This window comes from Mycobacterium sp. NGS69 (genome assembly GCF_059812165.1).
Map to the genome: position 1 here is coordinate 558,015 of NZ_JCALCD010000003.1, position 25,218 is coordinate 583,232.

At 69.6% G+C, this 25,218-nt stretch carries 24 protein-coding genes; 8 read left to right on the plus strand and 16 right to left on the minus strand.

Translation table 11 applies throughout. The features are described from left to right. Positions 1–136: 136 nt before the first annotated feature. Positions 137–994 carry an endonuclease domain-containing protein gene (locus tag AC5Y2S_RS12025; RefSeq protein WP_499956357.1) on the minus strand — a complete coding sequence of 286 codons (858 nt, stop codon included), beginning with the start codon at positions 992–994 and terminating at the stop codon, positions 137–139. 183 nt (positions 995–1,177) lie between these two features. Here AC5Y2S_RS12025 and AC5Y2S_RS12030 point away from each other — a divergent pair, with 183 nt between their 5' ends. Further along, complete coding sequence (locus AC5Y2S_RS12030; protein WP_499956358.1) at positions 1,178–2,494, plus strand: DUF1800 domain-containing protein; 1,317 nt, start codon at positions 1,178–1,180, stop codon at positions 2,492–2,494. An 8-nt stretch (positions 2,495–2,502) separates the two neighbouring features. Next, positions 2,503–3,696 carry a DUF1501 domain-containing protein gene (locus AC5Y2S_RS12035; RefSeq protein ID WP_499956359.1) on the plus strand — a complete coding sequence of 398 codons (1,194 nt, stop codon included), beginning with the start codon at positions 2,503–2,505 and terminating at the stop codon, positions 3,694–3,696. Here the strand turns inward: AC5Y2S_RS12035 and AC5Y2S_RS12040 are convergent. Genes AC5Y2S_RS12040 through fgd form a run of 3 tightly spaced genes read right to left on the minus strand, consistent with a single transcriptional unit; the run spans position 3,685 to position 7,910 of the window. Then, entirely contained in the window at positions 3,685–4,842 is a 1,158-nt protein-coding gene (locus tag AC5Y2S_RS12040; protein ID WP_499956360.1) for an acetate kinase, read from the minus strand. The two genes, AC5Y2S_RS12035 and AC5Y2S_RS12040, sit on opposite strands and share 12 nt — an antisense overlap. Further along, the gene (gene pta, locus AC5Y2S_RS12045) at positions 4,835–6,907 is read right to left on the minus strand and encodes a phosphate acetyltransferase (RefSeq protein ID WP_499956361.1); all 2,073 of its coding nucleotides are present in this window, start codon (positions 6,905–6,907) and stop codon (positions 4,835–4,837) included. The genes AC5Y2S_RS12040 and pta overlap by 8 nt, the downstream gene beginning before the upstream one ends. Then, positions 6,900–7,910, minus strand: coding sequence for a glucose-6-phosphate dehydrogenase (coenzyme-F420) (fgd, locus tag AC5Y2S_RS12050; protein WP_499903047.1), 1,011 nt, complete (start codon positions 7,908–7,910; stop codon positions 6,900–6,902). The genes pta and fgd overlap by 8 nt, the downstream gene beginning before the upstream one ends. Positions 7,911–7,939: 29 nt before the next feature. On the opposite strand from fgd, the gene AC5Y2S_RS12055 reads away from it, so the two are divergent. After that, positions 7,940–8,677 (plus strand): MBL fold metallo-hydrolase, encoded by a 738-nt coding sequence (locus tag AC5Y2S_RS12055; protein WP_499956362.1) that lies wholly within the window; start codon positions 7,940–7,942, stop codon positions 8,675–8,677. A 16-nt stretch (positions 8,678–8,693) separates the two neighbouring features. Here the strand turns inward: AC5Y2S_RS12055 and AC5Y2S_RS12060 are convergent, their stop codons facing one another. Continuing rightward, positions 8,694–9,884 (minus strand): FAD-binding domain, encoded by a 1,191-nt coding sequence (locus AC5Y2S_RS12060; RefSeq protein ID WP_499956363.1) that lies wholly within the window; start codon positions 9,882–9,884, stop codon positions 8,694–8,696. Between the two features lie 123 nt (positions 9,885–10,007). On the opposite strand from AC5Y2S_RS12060, the gene AC5Y2S_RS12065 reads away from it, so the two are divergent. Beyond that, entirely contained in the window at positions 10,008–10,433 is a 426-nt protein-coding gene (locus tag AC5Y2S_RS12065; protein ID WP_499956364.1) for a nuclear transport factor 2 family protein, read from the plus strand. Positions 10,434–10,439: 6 nt separating this feature from the next. On the opposite strand, the gene AC5Y2S_RS12070 is transcribed toward AC5Y2S_RS12065, so the two are convergent. From AC5Y2S_RS12070 to AC5Y2S_RS12100, 7 genes are all read right to left on the minus strand, one after another. After that, on the minus strand, positions 10,440–11,774 hold the full coding sequence (locus AC5Y2S_RS12070) for an NtaA/DmoA family FMN-dependent monooxygenase (RefSeq protein ID WP_499956365.1): 1,335 nt from the start codon (positions 11,772–11,774) through the stop codon (positions 10,440–10,442). Then, on the minus strand, positions 11,771–12,892 hold the full coding sequence (locus tag AC5Y2S_RS12075; protein ID WP_499956366.1) for an LLM class flavin-dependent oxidoreductase: 1,122 nt from the start codon (positions 12,890–12,892) through the stop codon (positions 11,771–11,773). The genes AC5Y2S_RS12070 and AC5Y2S_RS12075 overlap by 4 nt, the downstream gene beginning before the upstream one ends. Beyond that, complete coding sequence (locus AC5Y2S_RS12080; protein WP_499956367.1) at positions 12,889–13,980, minus strand: LLM class flavin-dependent oxidoreductase; 1,092 nt, start codon at positions 13,978–13,980, stop codon at positions 12,889–12,891. Before AC5Y2S_RS12080 ends, AC5Y2S_RS12075 begins: the two co-directional genes overlap by 4 nt. Next, complete coding sequence (locus AC5Y2S_RS12085; protein WP_499956368.1) at positions 13,977–14,465, minus strand: GNAT family N-acetyltransferase; 489 nt, start codon at positions 14,463–14,465, stop codon at positions 13,977–13,979. Before AC5Y2S_RS12085 ends, AC5Y2S_RS12080 begins: the two co-directional genes overlap by 4 nt. A gap of 57 nt (positions 14,466–14,522) precedes the next feature. Then, the gene (locus AC5Y2S_RS12090; RefSeq protein WP_499956369.1) at positions 14,523–15,113 is read right to left on the minus strand and encodes a fasciclin domain-containing protein; all 591 of its coding nucleotides are present in this window, start codon (positions 15,111–15,113) and stop codon (positions 14,523–14,525) included. Positions 15,114–15,242: 129 nt separating this feature from the next. Next, positions 15,243–16,136, minus strand: a complete 894-nt coding sequence (locus tag AC5Y2S_RS12095; protein ID WP_499956370.1) for an SAM-dependent methyltransferase — start codon at positions 16,134–16,136, stop codon at positions 15,243–15,245. 7 nt (positions 16,137–16,143) lie between these two features. Beyond that, entirely contained in the window at positions 16,144–16,506 is a 363-nt protein-coding gene (locus AC5Y2S_RS12100; protein ID WP_499956371.1) for a DUF3054 domain-containing protein, read from the minus strand. Between the two features lie 34 nt (positions 16,507–16,540). Between AC5Y2S_RS12100 and AC5Y2S_RS12105 the strand changes: the two genes are divergently transcribed. Together AC5Y2S_RS12105 and AC5Y2S_RS12110 are read left to right on the plus strand one after the other, a co-directional pair. Next, the gene (locus AC5Y2S_RS12105) at positions 16,541–17,725 is read left to right on the plus strand and encodes an acyl-CoA dehydrogenase (RefSeq protein ID WP_499956372.1); all 1,185 of its coding nucleotides are present in this window, start codon (positions 16,541–16,543) and stop codon (positions 17,723–17,725) included. Positions 17,726–17,739: 14 nt separating this feature from the next. Continuing rightward, positions 17,740–18,354 (plus strand): hypothetical protein, encoded by a 615-nt coding sequence (locus tag AC5Y2S_RS12110; protein WP_499956373.1) that lies wholly within the window; start codon positions 17,740–17,742, stop codon positions 18,352–18,354. Positions 18,355–18,362: 8 nt separating this feature from the next. On the opposite strand, the gene AC5Y2S_RS12115 is transcribed toward AC5Y2S_RS12110, so the two are convergent. Then, positions 18,363–19,739, minus strand: coding sequence for an HNH endonuclease signature motif containing protein (locus AC5Y2S_RS12115; RefSeq protein ID WP_499956374.1), 1,377 nt, complete (start codon positions 19,737–19,739; stop codon positions 18,363–18,365). 76 nt (positions 19,740–19,815) lie between these two features. On the opposite strand from AC5Y2S_RS12115, the gene AC5Y2S_RS12120 reads away from it, so the two are divergent. After that, positions 19,816–21,195: an NAD(P)/FAD-dependent oxidoreductase gene (locus AC5Y2S_RS12120; protein WP_499956375.1), complete on the plus strand. Its 1,380-nt coding sequence runs from the start codon at positions 19,816–19,818 to the stop codon at positions 21,193–21,195. A gap of 117 nt (positions 21,196–21,312) precedes the next feature. Next, positions 21,313–22,383 (plus strand): PE family protein, encoded by a 1,071-nt coding sequence (locus AC5Y2S_RS12125; protein ID WP_499956376.1) that lies wholly within the window; start codon positions 21,313–21,315, stop codon positions 22,381–22,383. On the opposite strand, the gene AC5Y2S_RS12130 is transcribed toward AC5Y2S_RS12125, so the two are convergent. The 3 genes from AC5Y2S_RS12130 to purT are packed head-to-tail and all read right to left on the minus strand — an operon-like array spanning position 22,380 to position 25,191. Continuing rightward, complete coding sequence (locus AC5Y2S_RS12130; RefSeq protein ID WP_499956377.1) at positions 22,380–23,600, minus strand: O-succinylhomoserine sulfhydrylase; 1,221 nt, start codon at positions 23,598–23,600, stop codon at positions 22,380–22,382. The two genes, AC5Y2S_RS12125 and AC5Y2S_RS12130, sit on opposite strands and share 4 nt — an antisense overlap. After that, entirely contained in the window at positions 23,597–24,013 is a 417-nt protein-coding gene (locus AC5Y2S_RS12135) for a rhodanese-like domain-containing protein (RefSeq protein WP_499956378.1), read from the minus strand. The genes AC5Y2S_RS12130 and AC5Y2S_RS12135 overlap by 4 nt, the downstream gene beginning before the upstream one ends. Then, entirely contained in the window at positions 24,010–25,191 is a 1,182-nt protein-coding gene (purT, locus tag AC5Y2S_RS12140) for a formate-dependent phosphoribosylglycinamide formyltransferase (protein ID WP_499956379.1), read from the minus strand. The genes AC5Y2S_RS12135 and purT overlap by 4 nt, the downstream gene beginning before the upstream one ends. Positions 25,192–25,218 lie beyond the last annotated feature (27 nt).

Genomic DNA, 25,218 nt, shown 5'->3' on the forward strand with positions numbered 1-25,218 from the left:
AAAGCCGTCAGTTCACACGCGACGGCCGATGAGTTCGCGTGTGAATCCTGGGTTTTCGGTGTGAATCGTGGGCGTAAAAATCGCCCAAATCCCGCCACTGACCCACCCCCAAAACCGTCAGTTCACACGCGACGAGTCAGCATGCAGCCCAACCGCGTTCGCTCATCGCCGCGCGGACTCGGCGCACAATATTCGCGCGGTGGTCCTCGGCGACGACCCGGACGATGATCCAGCCCATTCGCTCGAGCGTCTCCAGGCGCTGGATGTCGTAGACGTACCGCCGACGGTCGGTCTGGTGTTGATCACCCTCGTATTCAATCCCCACCAGGTACTCCTCCCAGCCCAGGTCGATGTGAGCGACTGGCATGCCGTCCACGCCGAGCACCGGGATCTGGGTCTGCGGCCGAGGCAATCCGGCATCGATGAGCAGCAGCCGCAGATAGCTTTCCCTCGGCGACGCGGAGCCGGGGTCGACCAGCTCCAGCGCGGTCTCCAGCCGCCGGAGCCCGGGCGTTTGGGAATGGCATTTCGCGATGCGCAGCACGTCGTCGACCTTAAAACCCGTTGCGCGCGCTAGGTCGTCGAGCCGAACGACCGCCGAGCGGATGGCGCCCCGCCGGCCGATGTCGAAGGCGGTGCGCTCGGGTGTGGTGACCCTGCGCCCGTCCATCACCTGCGTCTCGCAGTCCAACAGCGCATCGCGCCGCGTCAGCACGCCGCGCGGCGGGCGGGTGTTGGACTGGTTCAGCTCGATGGGCACATTGTCGGGAATCCACTTGGAGCCGTGCAGCGCCGCGGCGGCCGCCCCCACGATCGTCGCCTTCCCGCCAGACCACAGCCAGGCGGCGGAGATCCGGCGCTCGAGCGAAAGCTGAGCGCCGTTGGACAGGTAGACGTTCGGGAAGACCGCACGATAACGGGTCCGCAGTTGGTGCCGGCTCAACGCCCCGGATGACAACGCCTTGCTGCCGATAAACGGTTTCCCCGATTCCATGCCGGAACGGTCGCACGCCGATGGGTAACGGCGTTTACAGCTATCCACAGGGCGGGTGTGAAATGGTGGCTTTCCGTGTGATTCGAGGGCGGGAAACTGGCCGCGATCCCGCCACCCGTTCACACGCAAAGCCGTGGGCGCACGCACAGCCCAGGCATAGGTTCGTGCCGCACAGTTATGGGCATGCCGGGGCAGTCCACGCGGTGGATCACCACGGCCCGCGCGCTGCGCCGGGCCGGGTTCGGCGTGACGGGGCCCGAGGTCGACGCCGTCGCCGCCCGGGACTGGCCGGAATACGTCGACGCCATCCTGGCCGCCGACCCCGACGCGGACCCCGGCGCGGCGGCAACCCCGATGCCCGCCCTGGAGGCGCCGCGTGCGCCCGGAAAGGGCGCGCCACAGGCGGCCCGCAAGCAATACAACGCCGCGCTGTCCGAGCAGCAGCGCGCGCTGTCCGATTGGTGGCTGGGCCGCATGGTCAACGTCGGGCAGCCGATCCACGAGAAGCTGACCCTGTTGTGGCACAACCACTTCGCCACTTCCGCGCAGAAGGTTCGGGTGGCCGCGTATATGGCCGCGCAAAATCAGAAGCTGCGTACCGGGGCGCTGGGCGATTTCCGCTCGCTGGCCTACGCGATGCTGACCGACGCCGCGATGTTGCGCTGGCTCGACGGGCAGGCCAGCACGGCCAAGGCACCCAACGAAAACCTGGCCCGCGAATTCATGGAGCTGTTCGCGCTGGGCCATGGCAACGGCTACACCGAGGACGACGTGCGGGCCGGCGCGCGGGCGCTGACGGGGTGGGTGATCGGCGCCGGCGGCCAAACCGCGGTGGTGCCCAAACGCCATGACCCGACGGCCAAGACGCTGTTCGGGTCCTCCGGCAACTTCGACGCCGCCGCGTTCTGCGACGCGGTGCTGGCGCAGCCCAAGTCGGCGGAGTACGTCGCGGGTCGCCTGTGGCAGCAGCTGGCCTCTGACGACCCGCCGTCGCGCGGGGCGCTCGACCGCCTCGTCGGCGCATACGGCCCACGGCGCGACCTGCGGGCGCTGACCCGGGCGATCCTCACCGACGCCGAGTTCACCGGCGTGCGAGCCACGCGAGTCAACACCCCGGTCGAATGGCTCGTCGGCGTGCTGCGGGCGCTGCGCGTGCCGATCGGAAATCCCGCGCAGCGCAAGCTCGCCGACGCGACGCTGCGGGCGCTGGGACAACGCCCGTTCTACCCGCCGAGCGTCGGCGGCTGGCCCCGCGGCCAGGTGTGGCTGTCCACCGCCAGCGCCGGGGCACGCCTGCGCGCCGCGACGCAGTTGGCGCACTCGGGCGACCTGTCGACCGTCGAAAGCGCCGCCCCCGCCGACCGCATCGACGCGGTCGGCTACCTGATCGGCGTCGGCGACTGGTCGGACCGGACCGCCGACGCGCTGGCCCCCCTGGTGCGCACGCCTCCGCAGTTGGTCGCGGCCGCGGTCAACACGCCCGAATACCTGACGTCGTGAGACCGACCATGCCCGAAATCAATCGCCGCAAATTCCTGATCGCCAGCGCGGGCGTCGGCGCGGCCGGCCTCCTCTCGACGGCGGTGGCCGTCGAATGGCCCGACCTGATGCGCGCGGCCCGCGACCGGCCGCTGCCCGAGGGCGCCGGCGTGCTGGTGCTCGTCACGCTGTACGGCGGCAACGACGGCATCAACACCCTGATTCCCTACGGGGACAACGCCTATCACGACGCGCGCCCCGAACTCGCGTACGCCCCGGGCGACGTGATCCACCTCGACGAGCGGCTCGGGCTGAACCCGGCGATGAAGGGGCTGGCGGGGCTGTGGAGCCGGCGCCAACTGGCCATCGTGCGCGGCGTCGGCTACCCCAAGCCCGACCACAGCCACTTCCGTTCCATGGACATCTGGCAGACGGCGTCGCCGGCCGAGCCGGTCGCGACCGGCTGGATCGGCCGCTGGCTCGACGCCACCGGCGACGATCCGCTGCGTGCCGTCAACGTCGGGCCCGTCCTGCCGCCGCTGGCGGTCGGCGAAAAGTGCACGGCAGCGGCGCTTTCCCCGGGCGGGATGCCGGGCAAGGCCCAGCAATTCGACGGCATCATGGCCGCGCTGGGCGCCGACGACCCCGAGGACACTCCGGCGATGGCCGCGGTGCGCAAGGCCTACCGCGCCGCGCGGACCGCCAACGGCGCGTTTGAGTCGGTGAAACCCGCCGCCAAGGGCCGCAATTCGCTGGCCGCGCAGCTGGGCGTGGTCGCCGGCGCGGTCAAGGCCCGCGTCCCGACCCGCGTCTACACGGTGCAACTGGGCGGCTTCGACACCCACGCCGACGAACGCGAAACCCAGCAGCGGCTGCTGCAGACGTTCGACGAGGCGGTCGCGCCGTTCCTGCAGCAGGTGGGCGATCCGAATGTGGTCGTGATGGCGTACTCCGAGTTCGGCCGCCGCGTCCACGCCAACGCGTCCCAGGGCACCGACCACGGCACCGCCGGCCCCGTCTTCGTCGCGGGGGCGCCCGGCGGGCCTGTTAAAGGCGGCTTCTACGGCGAGGAACCCAGCCTCACCGACCTCGACGATGGGGACCTGAAGTACACCACCGACTTTCGCGACGTCTACCACGAACTGCTGACCCGAACCGTCGGGACCGACCCCACGCCGTCGGTCGGGGCGGGACGAAACAGCCTGGGCTTCCTAACCGCTTAGCGCGCGCACGCAGTCGCGGGCGATGGCCAGCTCCTCGTTGGTCGGTATCACCAGCACGGCGATCGGCGACGATTCCGCGGAGATCTGCCGCGCGCCCCGGCCGCCGCTGAGGTTGCGGCGCTCGTCGAGCACGACGCCCAGCTCCTCCAGGCCCGCCACGGCGTCGCGGCGCACCGCCGGGTCGTTCTCGCCGATCCCGGCGGTGAAGCTGATGACGTCGGTGTGGCCCAGCACCGCCAGGTAGGCGCCGATGTACTTGCGCAGCCGGTGAATGAACACGCTGTAGGCCAATTGCGCGGCGCCGTCGCCGGATTCGATCATGGCCCGCAGCCGCCGGAAGTCGCGCTCGCCGGCCAGGCCGAGCACCCCGGACCGCTCGTTGAGCATGGCCTCGATGTCGTCGACGCCCATGTTCGCCCGGTGCCACAGGTAGCTGACGATGCTGGGGTCGATGTCGCCGCTGCGGGTGCCCATCACCAGGCCCTCCAGCGGCGTCAGGCCCATCGAGGTGTCGATCGGCCGGGTGCCGGCGATCGCGGACGCCGAGGACCCGTTACCCAGGTGCAGCACAATCTGTTTCAGGCCGCCGAGCGGCCGGCCCAGGAAGGCGGCGGCCTGTTCGCTGACGTAGCGGTGCGACGTGCCGTGGAACCCGTAGCGGCGGATCTGCCACCGTTCGGCCACCTCGCGGTCGATCGCGTAGGTCGCCGCCGCGGGGGGCATGTCGTGGAAGAACGCCGTGTCGAACACGGCCACGTGGGGGAAGTCGGGCAGCAGCTTGCGCGCCACCTCGATTCCCTTGAGCGCGGGCGGATTGTGCAGCGGGGCCAATTCGGACAGCTTCTCCAGTGCGGCTAGCCGCGCGTCGTCCATCAGCGTCGGCCGATAGAACTCGTTGCCGCCGTGCACAACCCGGTGCCCCACCGCCATCAGCCCGCAGGTCCGCAGGTCGATGCCGTCGGATGCCAGGGTGTCGAAGGCACGCTGCAGCGCGGCCTCGTGGTCGGGAACGCCGGATCCGTCCTCGCCGATCCGCTCGATGTGGCCCGACGACCGCGCCGCGCCCGAGTCCGGCTCCGCCAGTTGGTACTTCAACGACGACGAGCCGGAGTTGATCACCAGCACCAGCCGGCTGCCGCTAGCCATGGGTGGCCTGCGCCTGGATCGCCGTGATCGCCACGGTGTTCACGATGTCTTCGACCAGCGCGCCGCGGGACAGGTCGTTGACCGGCTTGCGCAGCCCCTGCAGCACCGGGCCGATCGCGATGGCCCCGGCGCTGCGCTGCACCGCCTTGTAGGTGTTGTTACCGGTGTTGAGGTCCGGAAAGATCAGCACGGTGGCGTGCCCGGCCACCGGCGAATCGCGCAGCTTGGTCGCCGCCACCGACGGCTCTATCGCGGCGTCGTACTGGATGGGCCCCTCGACCAGCAACTCGGGATCGCGCCGTCGCACCAGATCCGTTGCCGTCCTGACCTTCTCGACGTCCGCGCCGGTGCCGGAGTCGCCGGTCGAGTAGGACAGCATGGCCACCCGCGGCTCGATGCCGAACTGCGCGGCGGTGCGCGCGGAGCTGATCGCGATGTCGGCGAGCTGCTCGGACGTCGGGTTCGGGATGATCGCGCAGTCGCCGTACACCAGCACCCGGTCGGGCAGGCACATGAAGAAGACGCTGGACACGGTGGAGACGTCGGGAACGGTCTTGATGATCTCGAACGCCGGCCGGACGGTGTGCGCGGTGGTGTGGGCGGCGCCCGACACCATGCCGTCGACGGCGCCGTTATACACCAGCATGGTCCCGAAATACGTTGCGTCGCGCATGATCTCACGGGCGTGCTCGACGGTGATGCCCTTCGCCTTGCGCAGCTCCGCGTACTGGTCGGCGAACTGGTCAAGCAACTCGCTCGCCAGCGGGTCGATGACGTGCGCGCCGTCGAGGTCCACACCGAGTTCGGCCGACCGCAGCCGGATCCGCGCCTCGTCGCCCAGGATGGTCAGGTCGGCGACGCCGCGCTGCAGCAGGCGGCCGGCCGAGCGCAGGATGCGGTCGTCGTCGCCCTCGGGCAGGACGATGTGCCTGCGATCCGCCCGGGCCCGCAGCCGCAGCTGGTAGGTGAACATCTGCGGGGTGACCACGGTCGGTACCGAAATAGCAAGCTGGGTAAGTAGATCCGCGATGTCGACGTGTCGGTCCATCAGCTCGAGCGCGGTGTCGATCTTGCGCTGCGACATCGCGGTGACCCGGCCGCGGGCCGAGGCGGCCGCGCTGGCGGTGTCGTAGGTGCCCAGCGCGGTGGCGATGATGGGCAGGCGCAGCCGCAGGCCGCTCACCAGCGCGGCGATCGACGGATGCAGTTCGAACCCGCCGTTGAGCACCAGGCACGACAGCGACGGAAACCCTTCCGCCGCATGGGCGCTGGCGACGGCGAGCACCACGTCGGAACGGTCGCCGGGGGTGATGACCGCCATGCCGTCGCGCAACCGTTCCAGCACGTGATCGGCGGTCATCCCGGCGACCAGCACGTCGGTGACCTCGCGGTCCCGCAGCGACGCCTCGCCGCTGACCGGAGTCCCGCCCACGGCCCTCTCCAGCTCGGCCACCGTCGGCGCGCACAGCAGCGGCGCCTCGGGCAGCACATAGCTGCGCTGGGCGAAGGTCTCCAGCGCCTCGGCGACCTCGCTCAATCGCGCCGGGTCGCACCGGTTGGCCACCACCGCCGCGGTGTGGGCGTGCTGGGCGATGAGCTCGGCCAGGCACACCTCGACGACGCCGGCGACCTCCTTCGGGGTCCGGCCCTTGCCGCTGACCGTCAGCAGCACCGGCGCGCCGAGGTTGGCCGCGATGCGCGCGTTGACCGAGAGCTCGGCCGGCCGGGTGACGTCGGTGTAGTCGCTGCCGACGATCACCACCACGTCACAGGACTGCGCCATCGCGTGAAAGGCGTCGACGACGGCGGCGATCGCGGCGTCGCCGTCGGCGTGCAGCTGCTGGTAGGTCACCCCGACGCACTGCTCGTAGGACAGGCCGGCGGTGGTGTGCTCCAGCAGCAGCTCGAGGATGTAGTCGCGGTCCTCGCCGAGGCGCGTGATGGGCCGGAACACGCCCACCCGGGCGACGGTCGCGGTCAGCCGGTGCAGCAGCCCCAGCGCGATCGTCGACTTGCCGGTCTCCGGCTCGGGTGCGGCGATGTATATCGCCGAACTTTCAGCCAAGTCGGCGCAGCCTGGGCGCCAGGTCCTTTTCGAAGAGCTCCAGGAACCGGCGCTGGTCGTGACCCGGCGCGTGGAACACCAGGTGGTTGAGGCCCCATTCGACGTATTGCCCGACCTTTTCGACGGCCTCGTCGGGATCCGACGCGACGATCCAGCGCTTGGTGATCTGCTCGATCGGAAGCGCGTCGGCAGCCTTCTCCATCTCGATCGGGTCGTCGATGCTGTGCTTCTGCTCGGCGGTCAGCGAGAGCGGCGCCCAGAACCGGGTGTTCTCCCGGGCCAGTTCCGGGTCGGTGTCGTAGGAGATCTTGATCTCGATCATCCGGTCGATGTCGTCGGCGTTCTTGCCCGCCGCCTCGGCGCCCTCCCGCATCGCGGGGATCAGCTTGTCCTTGTAGAGCTCTTCGCCCTTGCCGGAGGTGCAGATGAACCCGTCGCCGGCGCGCCCGGCGTACTTGGCCACCTGCGGTCCGCCCGCGGCGATGTAGATCGGGATACCGCCCTCGGGCACGTCGTAGATCGAGGCGCCCTTGGTCTTGTAGTACTCGCCCTGGAAGTCGACGCGGTCGCCGAGCCACAGTTCGCGCATCAGCCGCACCGACTCGCGCAGTCGCGCGTAGCGCTCCTTGAACTCCGGCCACTCGCCCTCGTATCCGGTCGCGATCTCGTTGAGGGCCTCGCCGGTGCCGACGCCGAGGAAGATCCGGTTCGGGTACAGGCAGCCCATGGTGGCGAAGGCCTGGGCGATGACGGCGGGGTTGTACCGGAAGGTCGGGGTGAGCACCGAGGTGCCCAGCACGATCCGCTCGGTGCGTTCGCCGACGGCGGTCATCCAGGCCAGCGAGAACGGCGCGTGCCCGCCCTTGTGCCGCCACGGTTGGAAGTGGTCGCTGACGGTTGCGCTGTCCATGCCGTGCGCTTCGGCGGCGACGGCCAGTTCGACGAGCTCGCGGGGTGCGAATTGTTCGGCGGACGCCTTGTATCCGAGTTTGAGTTCAGCCACGGGTTATTTCTACTCCTACACTCGCGGGCATGGCGCAGCTAGTTCAGGTCACCGATACCGTCTACCTCGCCCGGGGCCACGCCGTGAACTGGACCCTGGTCGTCGACGGCACCGGCGTGCTGCTGATCGACGCGGGTTACCCCGGGGATCGCGAGGACGTGCTGGCGTCGCTGCGCCAGCTGGGTTACGCGCCGGGCGACGTGCGCGCCATCCTGTTGACCCACGCGCACATCGACCACCTGGGCTCGGCGATCTGGTTCGCCCGCGAGCACGCCACCCCGGTGTACTGCCACGCCGACGAGGTCGGGCACGCCAAGCGGGAGTACCTGGAGCAGGTGTCCATTTTCGATGTGGCACTGCGCATTTGGCGGCCGCGCTGGGCGGTGTGGGGAGTTCATGTGGTGCGCAACGGCGGGCTGATCCGCGACGGCATCCCGTCGACGCGGCCGCTGACCGCCGAGGTGGCGGCGGGCCTGCCCGGCAACCCGACGGCCGTCGCGACGCCGGGGCACACCGGCGGGCACTGCTCGTACGTCGTCGACGGCGTGCTGGCCAGCGGCGACGCCCTGATCACCGGCCATCCCCTGCTGCGTCGCGGCGGCCCGCAGCTGCTGCCGGCGGTGTTCAGCCACGACCAGGCCAACTGCCTGCGCAGCCTGGAGGCGCTGGCCGCGCTGGACACCGAGGTGCTGCTGCCCGGTCACGGCGACGTGTGGCGCGGCCCGATCCGCGAGGCGACGGAGGCGGCGCTCAAGCGGGCGCAATGACGAACTGGTCGGCGAGCTAGCGCGCAGCGACGTACTCGGGCAAGGCGATGTCGTCGCGGAATTCACTCCTGATGAGCCGGTCGGCGACCCACGGGATGTCCAGCAATTTGGATGCCTGATTCCGGGTCCACAATCCGAGCGCCGTCTTCGGCGCGAACATCGAGGCGAACGCGCGCGCCGACCGCTGCCTGGCCTCGACGATCGGACGCAGCCGGCGTTCATAGCGCAGAAACGCCTCGCGGTGATCGGCATCGGCGCGGCTGAGTTCACCGGCCAGCACGTAGCCCTGCACCATCGCCAGACCCGTCCCCTCCCCCGCCAACAGCGAGACCGCGGCCGCGGCGTCGCCGATGAGCGCCACCCGCCCCTGCGACCAGCGGTCCATGACGATTTGGCTCACCCGGTCGAAATACACGTCGGGGGCGCCGTCGAGTTCGCGCAGGATCTCGGGGCATTCCCACCCGGTGTCGCCGAAGACTTGACGCAGTGCGGTCCTGACCTCCGGCAAGTCCCGCGGGTCGGGGCCGCGCATGTGCTCGGCGGTGAAAACGAAGAGAAATAAAGTCTTTTCGCCGCGCATCGCGAACCGGGCGATCATTCGCCCGGGTGTGGTGTAGGCGAGGTAGACGAGTTCGTCACGCGGCTGGTAGCCCTCGACCTCGAAGGCGGCCACGCGGTAGCCCAGGTCGGCCTCGAACCGAGATTGCGGCCCGAACACCAAGCCCCGCACCGGCGAATGGATGCCACCGGCGCCGACGACCAGGTCGAACCGCCTCGACTTTCCGCCCGCGAACGTGACCCGGACCCCTGCGCCGTCTTGCGTGATGGCCGAAACGCTTTCGCCGAACAGGGTTTCGACATGCGGGTCCATCGAGCGGTGGATCATGGCGGCCAGATCACCGCGCGGCACGGTGACGAAGCGGCCATCGAGGTTGCGCTGGAACGACTCCGCCGAAAAGCCGCCCACCTTCCGTGAATTCCGGTCCACCAGGCGTAGCTCCCGGACCACGTAACCGGCGGCGTGCAATTCGGGGGTAAGCCCCATCCGCTCGGCGACGGAATAGCCGCCACCCCAGAAATCCACCACGTAGCCGCCCGTGCGCAGCCGCGGCGCCTTTTCTATCAGGGTCGGCTCGTGGCCGTAACGCCAAAGCCAGTACGCGAGCGTTGGGCCGGCGATGCCGGCTCCGACGATGGCGACCTTCATGCGCACACCCCTCTCCTGCGCATCGCCAACCACTATAGCATAGTGCAACAGTTGCATGTAGAAATTAAGCGGAGCCGTGGTCGAATCGCGATGACACCCGGGCCAACCGGGTACCCGTTGGGCATGCCAGCTAACGAAACTTTCCAGCAAGCGGCCGAACGCATTTACCACGACTGGGACAAGGCACTCAGCGAAGACGACGTCGACGCGCTCCTGGCGCTCTACGCCCCCGACGCCGTGCTGGAGAGCCCGGCGGTTCCGCTGACATTGGGCACCGAAACCGGAATAGTCCACGGGCGCAGCGAATTGCGACCGCTGCTCGAGCGGGTCGCGGCCCGCAAACCGCCGTTGCGGACCTACCACCGGACCGGCTACCTGACCGACGGTGCGCGGACGATGATGTTCGAATACCCGCGCGACTCGCCCGACGGGGAGCAGATGGATTTTGTCGAGGTCATGGAGATCGCCGACGGGCTCATCCAGCGCCATTGCGTCTACTGGGGCTGGCGCGGGGTGAAGGTCATCCAGGACGACGCGTACCACAAGTAGGGCGCGTTACAGCCCCAGGTGCTCCCGCAGCGTCTCGCCGGCGTACTCGGTGCGGAACGCGCCGCGCTCCTGCAGCACCGGCACCACCCGGTCGACGAACTCGTCCAGGCCGTGCGGCGTCAGGTGCGGCACCAGGATGAAACCGTCGCAGGCGTCGGCCTGGATGTAGGTGTCGATGGCATCGGCAATGTGACTCGGCGTGCCGACGAACTGCTCGCGGCTGGTGACGGCGATGACGAGCTCGCGGATCGACAGGTCCTCGGCCTCGGCGCGTTCGCGGTACCGGCGCGCGACGGCGACCGGGTCGCCGTGCCGGACCCGGCCCTGGGTGATGGCGCTGTCGACGACGGGATCGAAATCGGGCAGCGGGCCGTCCGGGTCGTGGTCGGACAGCTCGCGGCCCCACACCTGTTCGAGCATCGCGATCGCCGTCGCGCCGCTGACCTGTTGGTGGCGGATGTGCCGCGCCCGGTCCTGCGCCTCGGCATCCGTGTCGCCGATGACGAACGTCGCCGCGGGAAAGACCTTGAGCCGGTTGGGATCCCGGCCGCAAGACGCGGCGCGGCCCTTGACGTCGGCGTAGTAGCGCTGACCGTCCTGAAGCGACCCGTGCAGCGTGAACAGCGCGTCGGCGTTGCGGGCGCCGAACGCGCGGCCGTCGTCGGAGTCGCCGGCCTGCAGCAGTATCGGGTGGCCCTGCGGCCCCGCGGGCAGCGTGGCGAACCCGCGCACGTCGAACTGGGGGCCACGGTGCGCGACGCTTCGGATCCGGTCGGGATCGACATAGACCCCGGCCCCGACGTCGGCCAGCACGGCGTCGGGCGCCCAGCTGTCCCAGAACTGGCGGGCCACCGACAGGAACTCCTCGGCCCGCTGGTAGCGGTCGGCGTGGTCGAGGAAGCCGCCGCGGCGGAAGTTGGCGCCGGTGAAGGCGTCCGACGAGGTCACCATGTTCCAGCCGGCGCGCCCACCGGACAGGTGGTCCAGCGACGCGAATTGCCTTGCCACCTCGAAGGGTTCGTTGAACGTGGTGTTGATGGTTCCGGTCAGCCCGATCCGGTCGGTGACGCCCGCGAGCGCGGCCAGCACGGTGAAGGTGTCCGGGCGGCCCACCACGTCGAGGTCGTAGATGCGGCCGCGGTGCTCCCGCAGGCGCAGCCCCTCGGCCAGGAAGAAGAAATCGAACAATCCCCGTTCGGCGGTGCGGGCCAGGTGCACGAACGACTCGAACTCGATCTGGCTGCCCGAGCGCGGATCGGTCCACACCGTGGTGTTGTTGACGCCCGGGAAGTGGGCGGCCAGGTGAATCGGCTTGCGCTGCTTGCCCTCCCGCACGCTCATCCGGTGAGCCCCCAGCGCTTGGCGATCAGTTCGTGCGAGCGCAGCCGGTCCTCGTGGCGGTGGGTGACGGAGGTGATGACGAGCTCGTCGGCGCCGGTGGCGCGTTGCAGCGTTTCCAGCCGCTCGGCGACCTCGTCCGGGTTGCCGACGAATTGCGTTGCTATGCGGTCGATCACGACCTCCAGCTGCTCGTCGGTCAGGGGCTCGCACTGGCCGGGATCGGGATAGGGGATGGCGCCGCCGCCGGCGCGGATCGAATACACCCAGTGGCCGTAGCTGGACGCCAAATGCTTTGCGGTGGCGGTGTCGTCGGCGACCACGATGTCGGCCGACACCACGACGTAGGGTCGCGGCAGGCATTTCGACGGGACGAACGCGTCCCGGTAGGCGTCGATGGCGTCCAGCGCGGTCGCCGGCGTGAGGTGGTAGCTGGCCACGAACGGCAGCCCCCGCGCGCCCGCCGCCTGGGCGCTGCGTCCCTTGCTGCTGCCGAAGATCCACGGCGTCAGGGCGGAGCCCTCGCCGGGCACGGCGTGCACGTCGAACCCGTCGACCTCGTAGGTGCCGGCCAGCATCGCGATGATGTCCCCCAGCTGTTCTTCGAAGTCGGGCGCGACGGCCTCGGGCTGCTGCAGGATCGCCTGGGTCGCCTGCACCCGTCCGCTGCCCAGCAGCTTGCGCAGGTCGAACGGTGGCGGGATGACGACGCCGTCGACCTCGCGCCACTCTCGGGACGGTTCGGGTCGGGGCGGCTTCGGGGTTCGCGGCTTGGTGATCCGCCGCTGCGCCGAGCGGCCCAGGCCCAGGTCGATGCGCCCGGGATGGAACGCGTCGAGCATGCCGAAGCTCTCCACCACCGCGGCGGCCGTGGTGTGGCTGAGCTGCACGGCCGCCGAACCGACACGAATCGTGTTGGTGGCGGCCGCGATCTGGCCGATCAGCACGGCCGGTGCCGCGCTGGCGACGGCGACGAAGTGGTGTTCGGCGATCCAGAACCGGCGAAAGCCCCACCGCTCGGCGTGCTGGGCCAGCTCGACGGTGTTGCGCAGGGCGGTCGCGGCATCGCCGCCCGAGCTGATCGGCGACAGGTCCAGGATCGACAGCGGAACCGGGGTCATCGGTGCACCGCCGCATACCGATTGGGCGCCACGGGCAGGCCCAGGCGCGCGCGCAGGGTCTCGCCCTCGCGATAGCCGGTGCGGAAGAGCCCGGCCCGCTGCAGCAGCGGTACCACCTCGTCGACGATCACCGGCAGGTCGGTGGCGTTGACGGCCGGGCGCAGGCGCGCCCCGTCAATGCCCAGCCGCCGCCAGTCCAGCAGCAAATCCACCAATTCCGTTGCGGTGCCGCCGAAGACGAGCGCATCGGAACGGAAGTCGCCCGCGCCGTCGAACGAAACCACCACGTCGGCAAGGGCTTTCAGGTGCGAGCCGCCCGCCGCGCGCAGCTCGGCGAGGATGCTTTGCACCGAGTCGCCGTCGGTGGGCGTGATGAAGACGACGTCGGCGCCGGCAGCGGCGAATTCGTAGGCGGGGCCGGCGTGCGCCAGCGCGGCCACCACGGGCTGACCCTGGGGTGGCCGCGGCGTGATCGAGGGCCCTTTCACCGAGAAGTATTTCCCGGTGAAGTCGACGTAGTGCAGCTTGGTCACGTCGACGTAGCGCCCCGTGCTCGCGTCGCGGATGATGGCGTCGTCCTCCCAGCTGTCCCATAACCGGCGCACCACGTCGACGTACTCGCCGGCCTCGTCGAACAGGGGAACCCCGGAGACGTCGCGGCGGCCGAACAGGGCCGCCTCGTGCGTGGTGGCGCTCACCCGCGGCTGCCAACCGGCCCGGCCGTGCGACACGAAGTCAAGGGTCGCAATGGATTTGGAGACGTGGAAGGGCTCGGTGTGGGTGACCGTGGCCACCGGGATCAGCCCGATGTGCCGCGTGACGGGGGCGATCCGCGCCGCGACCAGCACGGCGTCGGCGCGCCCGGTCAGCCGATCCGGATGAAGCCGCGCGCTTCGCCCGATCTGCGGCATCAGGGTGTCGTCGATGGTCAGGAAGTCCAGCAGCCCGCGTTCGGCCGTGGCCGCCAGCCCGGCCCAACACCGACCGTCCAGCACCGACGGCGCTCCGGCGGCCAAGGCCGCCCGCCACGCCTGGGGGTGCCACCCGTATCCGTCTAGCGCGACGCCCAGATGAAACTGGCCGCTCATCGCAACCACTTCTCGAAGGCGATCGGGAGGAACGGGCCCCAGTCCGGCAGCGGATCGGGGGCGATGCGGGTATAGCCCGTCGCGTCGTAGAGCGCCGCGGCCTCGGGTTGCCGGTTGCCGGTGATCAGGTAGAGCCGGCGGTACCCGCGCGCGGCGGCCTCGGCTTCCAGCGCCGCCAGCAGCGCCCGGGCGTAACCGCGGCGCCGATGCGCGCTGTCGGTCCAGATCCGCTTGAGCTCGGCGGTGTCGGCGTCGTAGCGCCGAAACGCCCCGCCGGTCACGGGCGCGCCGTTCACCACCCCGATGAGCAGGCCGCCGTCGGGCGCCGCCAGCTCGTCCGCCGGCACGGGCAGCCAGGCCAGGTGCGCGTCGGGTGTGCCGCCGTATCGCTGCGTGTACTCGACGGCCAGCTCGGCCAGCAGCGGCCGCGCCAACGGGTCGTCGTGCGTGGCCGCGACGAACCGGAGCTGGGCGGTGGGCGTCACGTAATCATCTAACGTTTCCGACGCCCACCCATTCCACCCAGCCCGGACGGATCCGTCTTACTGGCCGGGGGGCATCAGCACCGTGTCGATCATGTACACCGTCGCGTTGGACGTGTGCACGCCGCCGCAGACCAGGCCCGCGTTGTTGACCCGCAGGTCGTTGCCCTGACCGGCCACGGTCAGCGGCGCACCCTGCAGCGTCGGGTGCACACCGCCGACCGTCCCCGGGCTCAACTGACCCTGCACCACGTGGTAGGTCAGGATGCCGGTCAGCAGCTGCGAGTCCGTCTTCAGCTTGTCGATGGTGCCCGCCGGCAGCTTGTCGAACGCGGCGTTGGTGGGCGCGAACACCGTGTACTGGCCGTTGTTGAGGGTCGAGACCAGGTTCACGTTCGGATTCAGCTTCCCCGACAGCGCCGATGTCAGCGTGGTCAACATCGGGTTGTTCGACGCCGCCGTCGCCACCGGGTCGCGCGACATTCCCAGCACGGACCCCGGACCGCTCGGATTCTGCTTGGCATAGTCCGCGCAACCCGTTCCGATCAGATCATTCGGGTTGTCGGCGGTGGCCGTAACCGTCGGCATCGCGGCAACGGCGATGGCCGCGAGACCCGCCGCGGCAAGTGTTTTCGCACCCCTGCTCATCATTTGCTTTCGACTCCTTCGTCACAGGCGGCCCTGCGCCGCCGTCTTCTGATGGAACACAGGTCATTCGGAGCGGCGGCACCGGCGGATGGGGCGCAACGAAAAATTTCAGGAAATGAACCGTTAAGTTCATTAACGAGTAGCGGTGACGTATCCCGGCATGAGATTCACGTCCCGGGGGCGGCCGCGCCAGGAATCGCTCAAGCCGAGGCCGGCGAACAACTCGACGACGTTGCGCTGGATTGTCTCCCAGCCGTGCGCCGCCAGATACTGGGGGACGTAACGGTATTCGCCCGGGTGCGTCAGGCTGGCCAGGTCGACGTCGAGGCCGTGCAGTCGCCAGCCCTCGACGAAGGCCTGCCGCGCCGCCTGCCGTTCCGGCGTCCAGGTGGCCATGTGATCGGCAGAGAAGCGGCTGCCGGGCGCGCTCGCCTCGCTGACGCCCAGCAGCAACCGGTGCTGCGCGTCCGGCGGCAGGTAACCGACGAGCAGTTGCTCGGCGATCCAGGCCGTCGGCGTCGCGGCGTCAAAACCGGCCCGCCGCAGCGCCGCCAGCCAATCCTGACGAAGGTCGACGCCGATCTCGCGCCAGTGCGCGGCCGGCCGCGCGTGCAACCCCCGCAGCACCTCGCCCTTGAAATCGAGGACGTCCGGCCGATCGATCTCGTACACCGTGGTCCCCGATGGCCACCACAGCCGATACGGCCGGGTGTCGAGGCCGGACCCCAGGATCACCACCTGGCGAATGCCGGAGCGGCCCGCGTCGGCGAGAAACTCGTCCAGGAACCTGCCATAGGCCGCCTGGACGTTGATGAGCCCCGTCGTGATCGGGTGGCCGCCGTCGTCGGCGGCGTACCGCTCGTCGTCGATCACCTGGGTGAAATATGGCACTCCCGCGGCGCGCACCAGCGGCTCGGCGAACGGGTCATCGAGCAGGCCCTTGTTCGTGGCCACGGCCCTGACGACCGCGTCGAACGTGGTGGTCAGGCCATCCCCGGAGGCCGGGTTCCAGCTGGCGGGCGCCATGGTCTGCTCAGGCGTCGGATCGGCGCCGCAGGGCCAGGCCCACGGCGGCCCGCCAGCCGAGCAACAGGACCGCGGTGACCGACGCGGCGACCACCACGAAGCTCGCCGCCACGCCCGCCGAGCTGGCTTTGCGCAGCAGCATGCCGACAACCACGGTGGACAGCCAGACAATCACACCGGTGGGGGCGACGGCGGTGGGTCGCCGCCAGCCGCGGGACAGCAGCCACCCAAGGACGGTCCCGGTCAGAAACGGCCAGGCGGTGGTGGCGAGGCCGCCGATGGTCAGCCCTTCGGCGTGGCTGCGGCGGCCGGCGGCGCAGAACACCAGCACGGCGACGACGTCGACGAGCAGGTAGGCCATCCGTCGCATGCCGCGAGACTACCGGGGTGGCAGGCTGGCAGCTATGAGCACTGATGCACCGCCCGCCTTCGACCGGGACGACCCGCTGGGCCTGGACGCCTCCCTGTCCGGCGACGAGCTCGCCGTGCGCGACACCGTGCGAAAGTTTTGCGCCGAGCACGTCCTCCCCTACGTCGGCGAGTGGTTCGAGATCGGGGACCTTCCGGTCCGCCAGCTGGCCAAGCAGTTCGGCCAGCTCGGACTGCTCGGGATGCATCTGCACGGCTACGGCTGTGGCGGCGCGTCGGCCGTGCACTACGGCCTGGCCTGCACCGAGCTGGAGGCGGCCGACTCCGGCATCCGGTCGATGGTCTCCGTGCAGGGCTCTTTGGCGATGTTCGCGATCTGGAAGTTCGGGTCGGAGGAGCAGAAGCAGCAGTGGCTGCCCGGCATGGCCGCCGGCGAACTGCTGGGCTGCTTCGGGCTGACCGAACCCGACGTCGGAAGCGATCCTGCGGCGATGAAAACCCGTGCACGCCAAGATGGTTCGGACTGGGTGATCAACGGCCGCAAGTTGTGGATCACCAACGGCTCGGTCGCCGACGTGGCGATCGTGTGGGCGGCCACCGACGAGGGGATCCGCGGCTTCGTCGTACCGACCAAGACCGCGGGCTTCACCGCCAACACCATCCACCACAAGCTGTCGCTGCGGGCCTCGATCACCAGCGAGCTGGTGCTCGACGACGTGCGCCTGCCCGCCGACGCGATGCTGCCCGGAGCGACGGGTTTGCGCGGCCCGCTGTCGTGCCTGTCGGAGGCGCGGTACGGGATCATCTGGGGATCGATGGGCGCCGCGCGGTCGGCCTGGCAGGCCGCGCTCGACTACGCCACGCAGCGCACCCAGTTCGGCCGTCCCATCGCCGGGTTCCAACTGACGCAGGCCAAGCTCGTCGACATGGCGGTCGAACTGCACAAGGGGCAGCTGCTGTCGCTGCACCTCGGCCGCCTCAAGGACGGCGTCGGGCTGCGCCCCGAGCAGGTCAGCTTCGGCAAGCTCAACAACACCCGCGAGGCCATCAAGATCTGCCGGACCGCCCGAACCATATTGGGCGGCAACGGGATATCGCTGGAGTACCCCGTCATCCGGCACATGGTCAACCTGGAATCGGTGCTGACCTACGAGGGCACGCCGGAGATGCACCAGCTCGTCCTCGGCCAGGCCTTCACCGGCAGCGACGCGTTCCGCTGATAGGAGAACCGCTCATGAGATCTGTCGTAAATCGGATCGGCGTTGTGTTCGCCGCGTGCGGGCTGGCGCTGTCGGTTCCCGTCGCGACCGCCGATCCCGTCACCCTGCCGCCGATGACGTCCGGCGGCGGCGGGTCGATCATCGGCGGGGGCAACAACTCCGGGATTGCGCAGCAGTTGACGGGCCTCGGCAACCCGAACGTGCAGGAGGTTGACGGCTCGGACGCGGCCCAGTTCATCACGGCCGCCGCCGCGGTCAGCAATCCCCAGCTCGCAGCACCCTTCGGGCTGCTCAAGCGGGCGCTGGCGTGCCAGACCAACAACGCCGGATTCGGGGCGCGCGCCTACCGGCGCAACGACGGGCTGTGGGGCGGCGCGATGCTGGTCGCCTCAAAGAGCACCACACCAAACGTCGACGCCCTGAATGCCTGCGCCAAGACCAATTGGCGCAAGCCCACCACGGGTTCGGACACGGCGATGTGCAACAGCGGCTGGACCACGCCCAACTCCTTCGACAGCCGCCGCAGCAACGCGGAGGCCTATTACATCTTCCTGGCCGGCACCAACGACGACTTCTGCAACCAGCTCAACGGGAAGTACAAGACCAACGCCGCGGCGTGGCCGTTCTAGGCGTTGCGCTAGAAGGGCGGTGGATCGGCCGCCATGCGGGCTTCGTTGATGCCGCGTTCCCAGCTGACGCGGGCGGCGCGGTCCTGGGCGCGGGTTCGTTGCCGGGTCGGCATCATCAGTCCGCGCCGATCCTGCGGCTGCGTCTGGTTGGGAAGCGTCAGCTTTCCCGTCGGGACGGCTAGAGCCGGAAAGTACAGGGCCCCAACGGGTTTGGTGACGTAGGTATGCCCAGTCGGGGATGTCCAGACCAGCGTGCCGTCGGGCCGCTGACGATCACCCCACCCGGGGAAGAAGGTCTTCAGCAGATGGTGATACCGGCACAGCAGCTTGAGGTTGGACGGGTGCGTGGGCCCCAGCGGAAACGGCACGGTGTGGTCGATGTCGCAGACCTCGGCCGGGGCGTCGCAACCGGGAAATCGGCAGGTCAAGTCCCGCAACCTGACGAACTCGGCCAATGCCGCTGACGGCCGGTACCTGGACTCGGCGCCACCCTGCGGGACGACGAGGGGCTTCACCTTGGCGGCACCGGCCAAGTCGCGCAGCACCGTCGCGGGCACCGGGCCAAACCCGGGCAGGAATCCCGGCGCTTCCGAATCTCCTGTGACGGAGGACTGTTCGGCGAGGACGTGGATCATCACATTGGTCGCGGCCCGCCGCGCCGCGTCGCACTCCGGCTGTCCGCACTGGCAACGCAGCACCTCCAGGCCGGCGGCCAGGGCGCCGAGGGAATCGGCGCGGCGCTGGGCCTTGGTCCGCGGATCCTGACGGCACACCGAGGCGGCCATCGCGTCGAGCTTGCGCTCCAGCGCGGCGCCGTCGGTGGCGTGCAGCTGCGCCCACACGTTGGTCAACCCGGGAGCGGTGGGGGCGACCTCGACGTATCGATCCTCTTCGCGCTGCCCGGGCACCCGCCGACCCGCCGGGTCGAAGCGGACCACCCACATGTCGATGCGCTCGGTCAATTTGCGCTCCGACAGCCGCATCCACCACTTGACATGCTTGGCCACCGCGGCGTCCAGCCCAGCGATCAGCTCCGGATCCTCGACCAGATCGGTGCGCCACACCACCGCGGCCACCAGCCGGAAATCGATCTCGCCGCGCGCGAACACCTCGGCCATCCGGGGCAGCCGCTCGCGCAACGCGATCGCATACCGCAATCGCCCGGCGGCCCGACCACGGCTGATCCCCAACGCCGCGGCCACCTCGGCGACCACATTTTCATGTCCGTCGATGGCCCAATTGCGCCGATCGATGTCGTCCTCCGGCGCCCGACGCGCATACAACTCACCGATGGCCGCGAACTCCCGCGCCCACATAGCGTTCTTCTCGCGCGCCGCGGTCGTCAGGGCGTCCACCACGCCGGCGTCATTCATCGAGTCGAACATACATTCGATTATACAAGCGTCCCCGACAACATAGGGTGGTGATGGGCTGCGGGGACCACGACACGAAGGGGTAGGCATGTCGCGCCATCACGTCGTCATCGTCGGAAGCGGATTCGGTGGCCTGAACGCGGCGCGGTCGCTCAAACGGGCCGACGTCGACGTCACCCTGATCTCGAGGACGACCACTCACCTTTTCCAGCCGCTGCTCTACCAGGTGGCCACCGGGATCCTGTCCGAGGGCGACATCGCGCCCACCACCAGGCTGATCCTGCGCAAGCAGAAGAACGTCCGGGTGTTATGGGGCGACGTGGAGGCGATCGACCTGACGGCGCAGACGGTTACGTCGCACCTGATGGGGATGCAGACCGTCACGCATTACGACAGCCTCATCGTGGCGTCCGGCGCCCAGCAGTCCTATTTCGGCAACGACGACTACGCCGCGTTCGCGCCCGGCATGAAGTCCATCGACGACGCCCTGGAGCTACGCGGCCGCATCCTCGGCGCCTTCGAGGCCGCCGAGGTCGCCACCGATCCGGCCGAGCGGGAGCGGCGCCTGACGTTCGTGGTCGTCGGCGCCGGCCCGACGGGCGTCGAGCTGGCCGGCGAGATCGTTCAACTCGCCGAGCGCACCCTGGCCGGCGCCTTCCGGACCATCACGCCCAGCGATTGCCGGGTCATCCTGCTCGACGCGGCGCCCGCGGTGTTGCCGCCGATGGGCGCCAACCTGGGCCTCAAGGCGCAGCGCCGGCTGGAGAAGATGGACGTCGAGGTCCAGCTCAACGCGAAGGTGACCGCGGTGGACTACATGGGCATCACGATCGAAGAAAAGGACGGCGGCCACCGCCGCATCGAATGCGCGTGCAAGGTATGGGCGGCCGGCGTGCAGGCCAGCCCGCTCGGCAAGATGATCGCCGACCAGTCCGACGGCACCGAAACCGACCGCGCCGGAAGGGTTGTCGTCGAACCCGACCTCTCCGTCAAGGGTCACCCGTACGTCTTCGTCGTCGGCGACCTGATGTCGGTGCCCGGCGTGCCGGGCATGGCCCAGGGCGCGATCCAGGGCGCGCACTACGCGACGGCGCTCATCAAGCTTTCCCTGAAGGGACACGACGACCCCGCCACCCGGAAACCGTTCAAGTACTTCGACAAGGGCAGCATGGCCCTCATCTCCCGCTACAGCGCCGTCGCGAAGGTCGGCAAGCTGGAGTTCGGGGGCTTCATCGCGTGGTTGGCGTGGCTGGGACTGCACCTGTACTACCTTGTGGGCCACCGCAACCGGATCGCCGCCATGTTCTCCTGGGGCATTTCCTTCCTGGGTCGTACGCGCGGCCAGATGGCCATCACCAGTCAGATGATGTACGCGCGACCGGTGGTGGACTGGGTGGAGAAGCAGGCGCAGGAGGGGACGCTGGCCGCGGTCGAGCGCATCGAAGCTGCCGAGAAGGCAGCGGGTTAGTCGAACAAGCCCTGCGATTCCGCATCCAGCTCATTAGGATCTCGTTCAATCGCTTCGCGACCCATTTTCAACCGACTTCGCCGAACTCGATGTCCGATCGAGCTTTAGGAGCTTGACATGTCCTTTCTCAGCGCGGCCACCGAAGAACTGGCAGCAGCCGCCGGCAGCCTCTCGAATATTGGCTCCGGCATCAACACGGCTACCGCCGCGGCGGAGGCGCCCACCGCGAGTGTGTTGGCCGCGGGCGCTGACGAAGTATCCGCTGCGCTCGCCCAGCTGTTCTCTGGTCACGCGGCGGCCTATCAGGCCTTGGCCGCGCAGGCGTCGAACTTCCACAATCAGTTCGTACAACTACTCTCCGGCAGCGGCGCGCAGTACGCGACCGCCGAGTCCACCAACGCGCAGGCCGCCGCCCTGAACGCGATCAACGCCCCGGCGGAATCGTTTTTCGGCCGGCCGCTGATCGGCAACGGCGCCAACGGCGCCACACCGGGCGCCAACGGACAGGACGGCGGCCTCTTGTGGGGCAACGGCGGTAACGGCGCGGCCGGCAATGCCGGCCAGAACGGCGGCAGAGGCGGGTCCGGCGGGATCCTGTTCGGCAACGGCGGCATCGGCGGCGCGGGCGGCGCGGGAGGCCTCGGTGGCAACGGCGGGTCGGGCGGGCTCTTGTTCGGCGACGGCGGCAACGGCGGCGGCGGTGGGGGTGCCGGTGGCGGGATCGGCGGGACAGCCGGCTTGCTCGTCGGCAACGGCGGTAGCGGAGGCAACGACTTCACCACCACTGGCGGCCACGGTGGCACGGCCGGGAGGGCCGGATTCCTCATCGGCAACGGAGGTAACGGGGGCGGGGGCGGGGCCAGCGGGCAGGCAGCCGGCGCCAACGGTGGGTTCCTTTACGGCAACGGCGGTGACGGCGGAGCCAGCGCTACCGGAGACGGGGGTGCTGGGGGATCCGCCTGGTTGATCGGCGACGGTGGGGCCGGAGCACTGGGCGAAGGTGGCCTCGGCGGTGTCGGCGGTAACGGCGGACTGCTGTACGGCAACGGAGGCGACGGAGGTCGCGGGATCCACGGCGGCGCGGGCGGATCGGCGTTCCTGCTGGGCAACGGCGGGAACGGCGGCAATCCGGACGGCGCCGCCGGCCGTGCCGGGTTGCTGTACGGAACCCCTGGGCAACCCGGCTAACTCAACGCCTGATCGATATCGGCGATCAGGTCGTCGGGGCCCTCCAGCCCGACGGAGATGCGAACCACGTTGTCGCCCAGCCCGATCGCGGCGCGACCCTCCGGACCCATGGCGCGGTGCGTCGTGGTCGCCGGATGGGTGATCAGGGATTTCGCGTCGCCCAGGTTGTTGGAGATGTCGATCAGCCGCAGCTTGTCCAGCACCTCGAAAGCCCTTTGCTTGGCTGCGCTTTCGGCACAGTCGAGCGCGAAGGTGATCACCGTTCCGCCGCCGGTCATCTGGCGCTTGGCCAGGTCGTATTGCGGGTGCGACGTCAGGTAGGGGTAGCGCACCCAGCTCACCGCCGGGTGGGTCTCGAGGAACTCCGCGATGCGGTGCGCGGACGCGTTGCAATGTTCGACCCGAACCGCCAGCGTCTCAAGGCCTTTCAGCAACACCCAGGCGTTGAAGGCACTCAGCGCGGGGCCGGTGTGCCGCATCAGCTTCTGCACCGGGCCGTCGATGTACTCCTTGTCGCCGAGGATGGCGCCGCCCAGCACCCGGCCTTGCCCGTCGATGTGCTTGGTCCCGGAGTACACCACTACGTCCACGCCGAGCGGGAAGCCCTGCTGCAGCAGCGGTGTGGCAAAGACGTTGTCCAGCACCACTTTCGCGCCGGCGGCGTGGGAAAGCTCGGTCACCGCGGCGATGTCGACCAGCGACTGCATGGGATTGGACGGGGTCTCGAAGAACACCGCCTGCGTGGGCACCGACAGGGCCCGCTCCCACTGCGCGAGGTCGTCGCCGTCGACGAAGACGGTCTCTACCCCCCATCGCGGCAGAATCTCGTTGCACACAACGAAGCAGGAGCCGAACAGGCTGCGCGCCGCGACCAGTCGGTCGCCGGCGCCCAGCAGCGCGCCCAGCGAGGTGAAGACCGCGGCCATGCCGCTCGCGGTGGCGAACGCCGCGGGCGCCCCCTCGATCAGGCGCAACCGCTCCTCGAACATCGTCACGGTCGGGTTGCCGTAGCGCGAGTAGACGAAGTGGTCCAGCTCGCCGGTGAACGACCGCTCCGCCACCGCCGCCGACTCGTAGACGTAGCCCGACGTCAGGAACATCGCCTCGGCGGTCTCTTCGAAACCGGATCGCAGCAGGCCGCCGCGCACGCCGATGGTGGCCTGGCTGACGCCGTCGGGCAGCGCCTTGGGCGTGCGGACAGAGTCGCCTTCGATCACCCTTGTCTCCAGGGCAATCCGACTGCGCGCCAACCGTTCTCACCGCGATGCCCGCTGGCCGAAAGCTGGCCCTCGAAACCGTCCAGCACGTTGTAGGCCGGGGTGAGGCCCAACTGGGTGGCGACCTCGGCGGCGCCGATTGAGCGGTTGCCCGAGCGGCACAGGAAGATCACGGGCCGCTCTTCGTCGGCCGGCGGGACGCGACCCTTCAGCTCGGCGGCGAAGTTCGCGTTGGGCATGCCGTTGCCGGTAACCCATTCGATGTACACCACGTCGCGGCCCAGGCTCGACAGGTCGGGCACGCCGACGAACCGCCATTCGGCGTCGGTGCGCACGTCGACCAGCACGGCGTTGGGGTTGTCGCTCAGTAGCTTCCACGCCTGTTCCGGGGTGATGTCTCCTGCGTAGCTCATCCGCGTGAGTCTCGCATATTCAGGGCGCTCGCCACCTGTCGGGCACGGTCGCGCGCAACCGAGACGTCCGGTGCGGTGGCCAGCGCCACGCCGCGCCCGGTGGCGAAGACGCGTAGGTCGCTTTCCGGCACCCGCAGCGCGCGGGTCAACGCCTCGGTGGCCGACGCGCCGCCGTCGGGGCCGGGATCGATGGCGTGGGCGGCGGCCGGCGACATCATCATGGTGTCCACCGGCAGGCCCAGGATGGCGCGGGCCTGCAGTTCGAACGCCGAAAGGCGCTGGCTGCGCAGGGTCACCCAGACGCTCGGGTGCGGGCGGGCGGTGACGTCGGCGAAGTACACCTCGTCGCCCTTGATCATCAACTCGACGGCGAAGACGCCGCGCCCGCCGAGCGCCTTGACGATTCGCGCGGCGATCGACTTGGCCGCGTCGACGGCGGGCTCGCCCATTTGCTGGGGCTGCCAGGATTCCAGCACGGCGCCGTCGACGTCGCGGTGGCCGATGGGCGAGCAGAACTCGATCAGCGGACCGTTCGGACCCTCGGCGCGCACGACGAGCAGGGTGACGTCGAAGTCGACCTCGACCACGGTCTCGGCCAGCACCCGACCGGTCGAATTCCCCTGCGCGCGTTGCCAGGCCGGCTCGATGTCGTCGGGCCCGGAGACCACCGAATGTCCCCGCCCCGACCCCGGCTTCACCAGCAACGGATACCCGGCGTGGCCGGCCACCGCCCGCAGCTCGCCGACCGAGCCGACGAACCAGAACGGTGCGGTGGGCAACCCCAACTCGTCGGCGGCCATCCGGCGCAGCGCCTCCCGGTCGGAGGTGAGCCGGACGGTCCGGGCGTTGGGCACCAGTTCGGTGCGCTCGCCGTCGGGACCACCGGCCAGCGCATCGAGGGCTTGCGTGGCGACCTCGTCGGTCGCCGTCACCACGAAGTCGGGCTGCTGCTGTCGAATCGCCTTCGAGAGCTCGCCCACGTCGGTCAAGCGCTCTTCGGCCTCGATCACCCGCGCGCCCAGGTTGCGCAGCGCGACCGCCAGCTCCCGGCCGAGCTCGCCGGAGCCGAGCAGCATCACCGTCGTCCTGCCGTCGTCGGGCGGTCGAGGGGCAGCCTGCGGCGACACGGCGAGCGCCGTCGTCTTCTCGTCCTGTCCTTGGCTCAAGCCGTCAGTCACCGCTCAAGGATAGGTCGGTTCGCCAAT

Coding starts and splice junctions, on each gene's coding strand:
- AC5Y2S_RS12025 (WP_499956357.1), bottom strand. CDS start 994: ATGGAATCGGGGAAACCGTTTATCGGCAGCAAGGCGTTGTCATCCGGG.
- AC5Y2S_RS12030 (WP_499956358.1), top strand. CDS start 1,178: ATGCCGGGGCAGTCCACGCGGTGGATCACCACGGCCCGCGCGCTGCGC.
- AC5Y2S_RS12035 (WP_499956359.1), top strand. CDS start 2,503: ATGCCCGAAATCAATCGCCGCAAATTCCTGATCGCCAGCGCGGGCGTC.
- AC5Y2S_RS12040 (WP_499956360.1), bottom strand. CDS start 4,842: ATGGCTAGCGGCAGCCGGCTGGTGCTGGTGATCAACTCCGGCTCGTCG.
- AC5Y2S_RS12055 (WP_499956362.1), top strand. CDS start 7,940: ATGGCGCAGCTAGTTCAGGTCACCGATACCGTCTACCTCGCCCGGGGC.
- AC5Y2S_RS12060 (WP_499956363.1), bottom strand. CDS start 9,884: ATGAAGGTCGCCATCGTCGGAGCCGGCATCGCCGGCCCAACGCTCGCG.
- AC5Y2S_RS12065 (WP_499956364.1), top strand. CDS start 10,008: ATGCCAGCTAACGAAACTTTCCAGCAAGCGGCCGAACGCATTTACCAC.
- AC5Y2S_RS12070 (WP_499956365.1), bottom strand. CDS start 11,774: ATGAGCGTGCGGGAGGGCAAGCAGCGCAAGCCGATTCACCTGGCCGCC.
- AC5Y2S_RS12075 (WP_499956366.1), bottom strand. CDS start 12,892: ATGACCCCGGTTCCGCTGTCGATCCTGGACCTGTCGCCGATCAGCTCG.
- AC5Y2S_RS12080 (WP_499956367.1), bottom strand. CDS start 13,980: ATGAGCGGCCAGTTTCATCTGGGCGTCGCGCTAGACGGATACGGGTGG.
- AC5Y2S_RS12090 (WP_499956369.1), bottom strand. CDS start 15,113: ATGATGAGCAGGGGTGCGAAAACACTTGCCGCGGCGGGTCTCGCGGCC.
- AC5Y2S_RS12095 (WP_499956370.1), bottom strand. CDS start 16,136: ATGGCGCCCGCCAGCTGGAACCCGGCCTCCGGGGATGGCCTGACCACC.
- AC5Y2S_RS12100 (WP_499956371.1), bottom strand. CDS start 16,506: ATGCGACGGATGGCCTACCTGCTCGTCGACGTCGTCGCCGTGCTGGTG.
- AC5Y2S_RS12105 (WP_499956372.1), top strand. CDS start 16,541: ATGAGCACTGATGCACCGCCCGCCTTCGACCGGGACGACCCGCTGGGC.
- AC5Y2S_RS12110 (WP_499956373.1), top strand. CDS start 17,740: ATGAGATCTGTCGTAAATCGGATCGGCGTTGTGTTCGCCGCGTGCGGG.
- AC5Y2S_RS12115 (WP_499956374.1), bottom strand. CDS start 19,739: ATGTTCGACTCGATGAATGACGCCGGCGTGGTGGACGCCCTGACGACC.
- AC5Y2S_RS12120 (WP_499956375.1), top strand. CDS start 19,816: ATGTCGCGCCATCACGTCGTCATCGTCGGAAGCGGATTCGGTGGCCTG.
- AC5Y2S_RS12125 (WP_499956376.1), top strand. CDS start 21,313: ATGTCCTTTCTCAGCGCGGCCACCGAAGAACTGGCAGCAGCCGCCGGC.
- AC5Y2S_RS12135 (WP_499956378.1), bottom strand. CDS start 24,013: ATGAGCTACGCAGGAGACATCACCCCGGAACAGGCGTGGAAGCTACTG.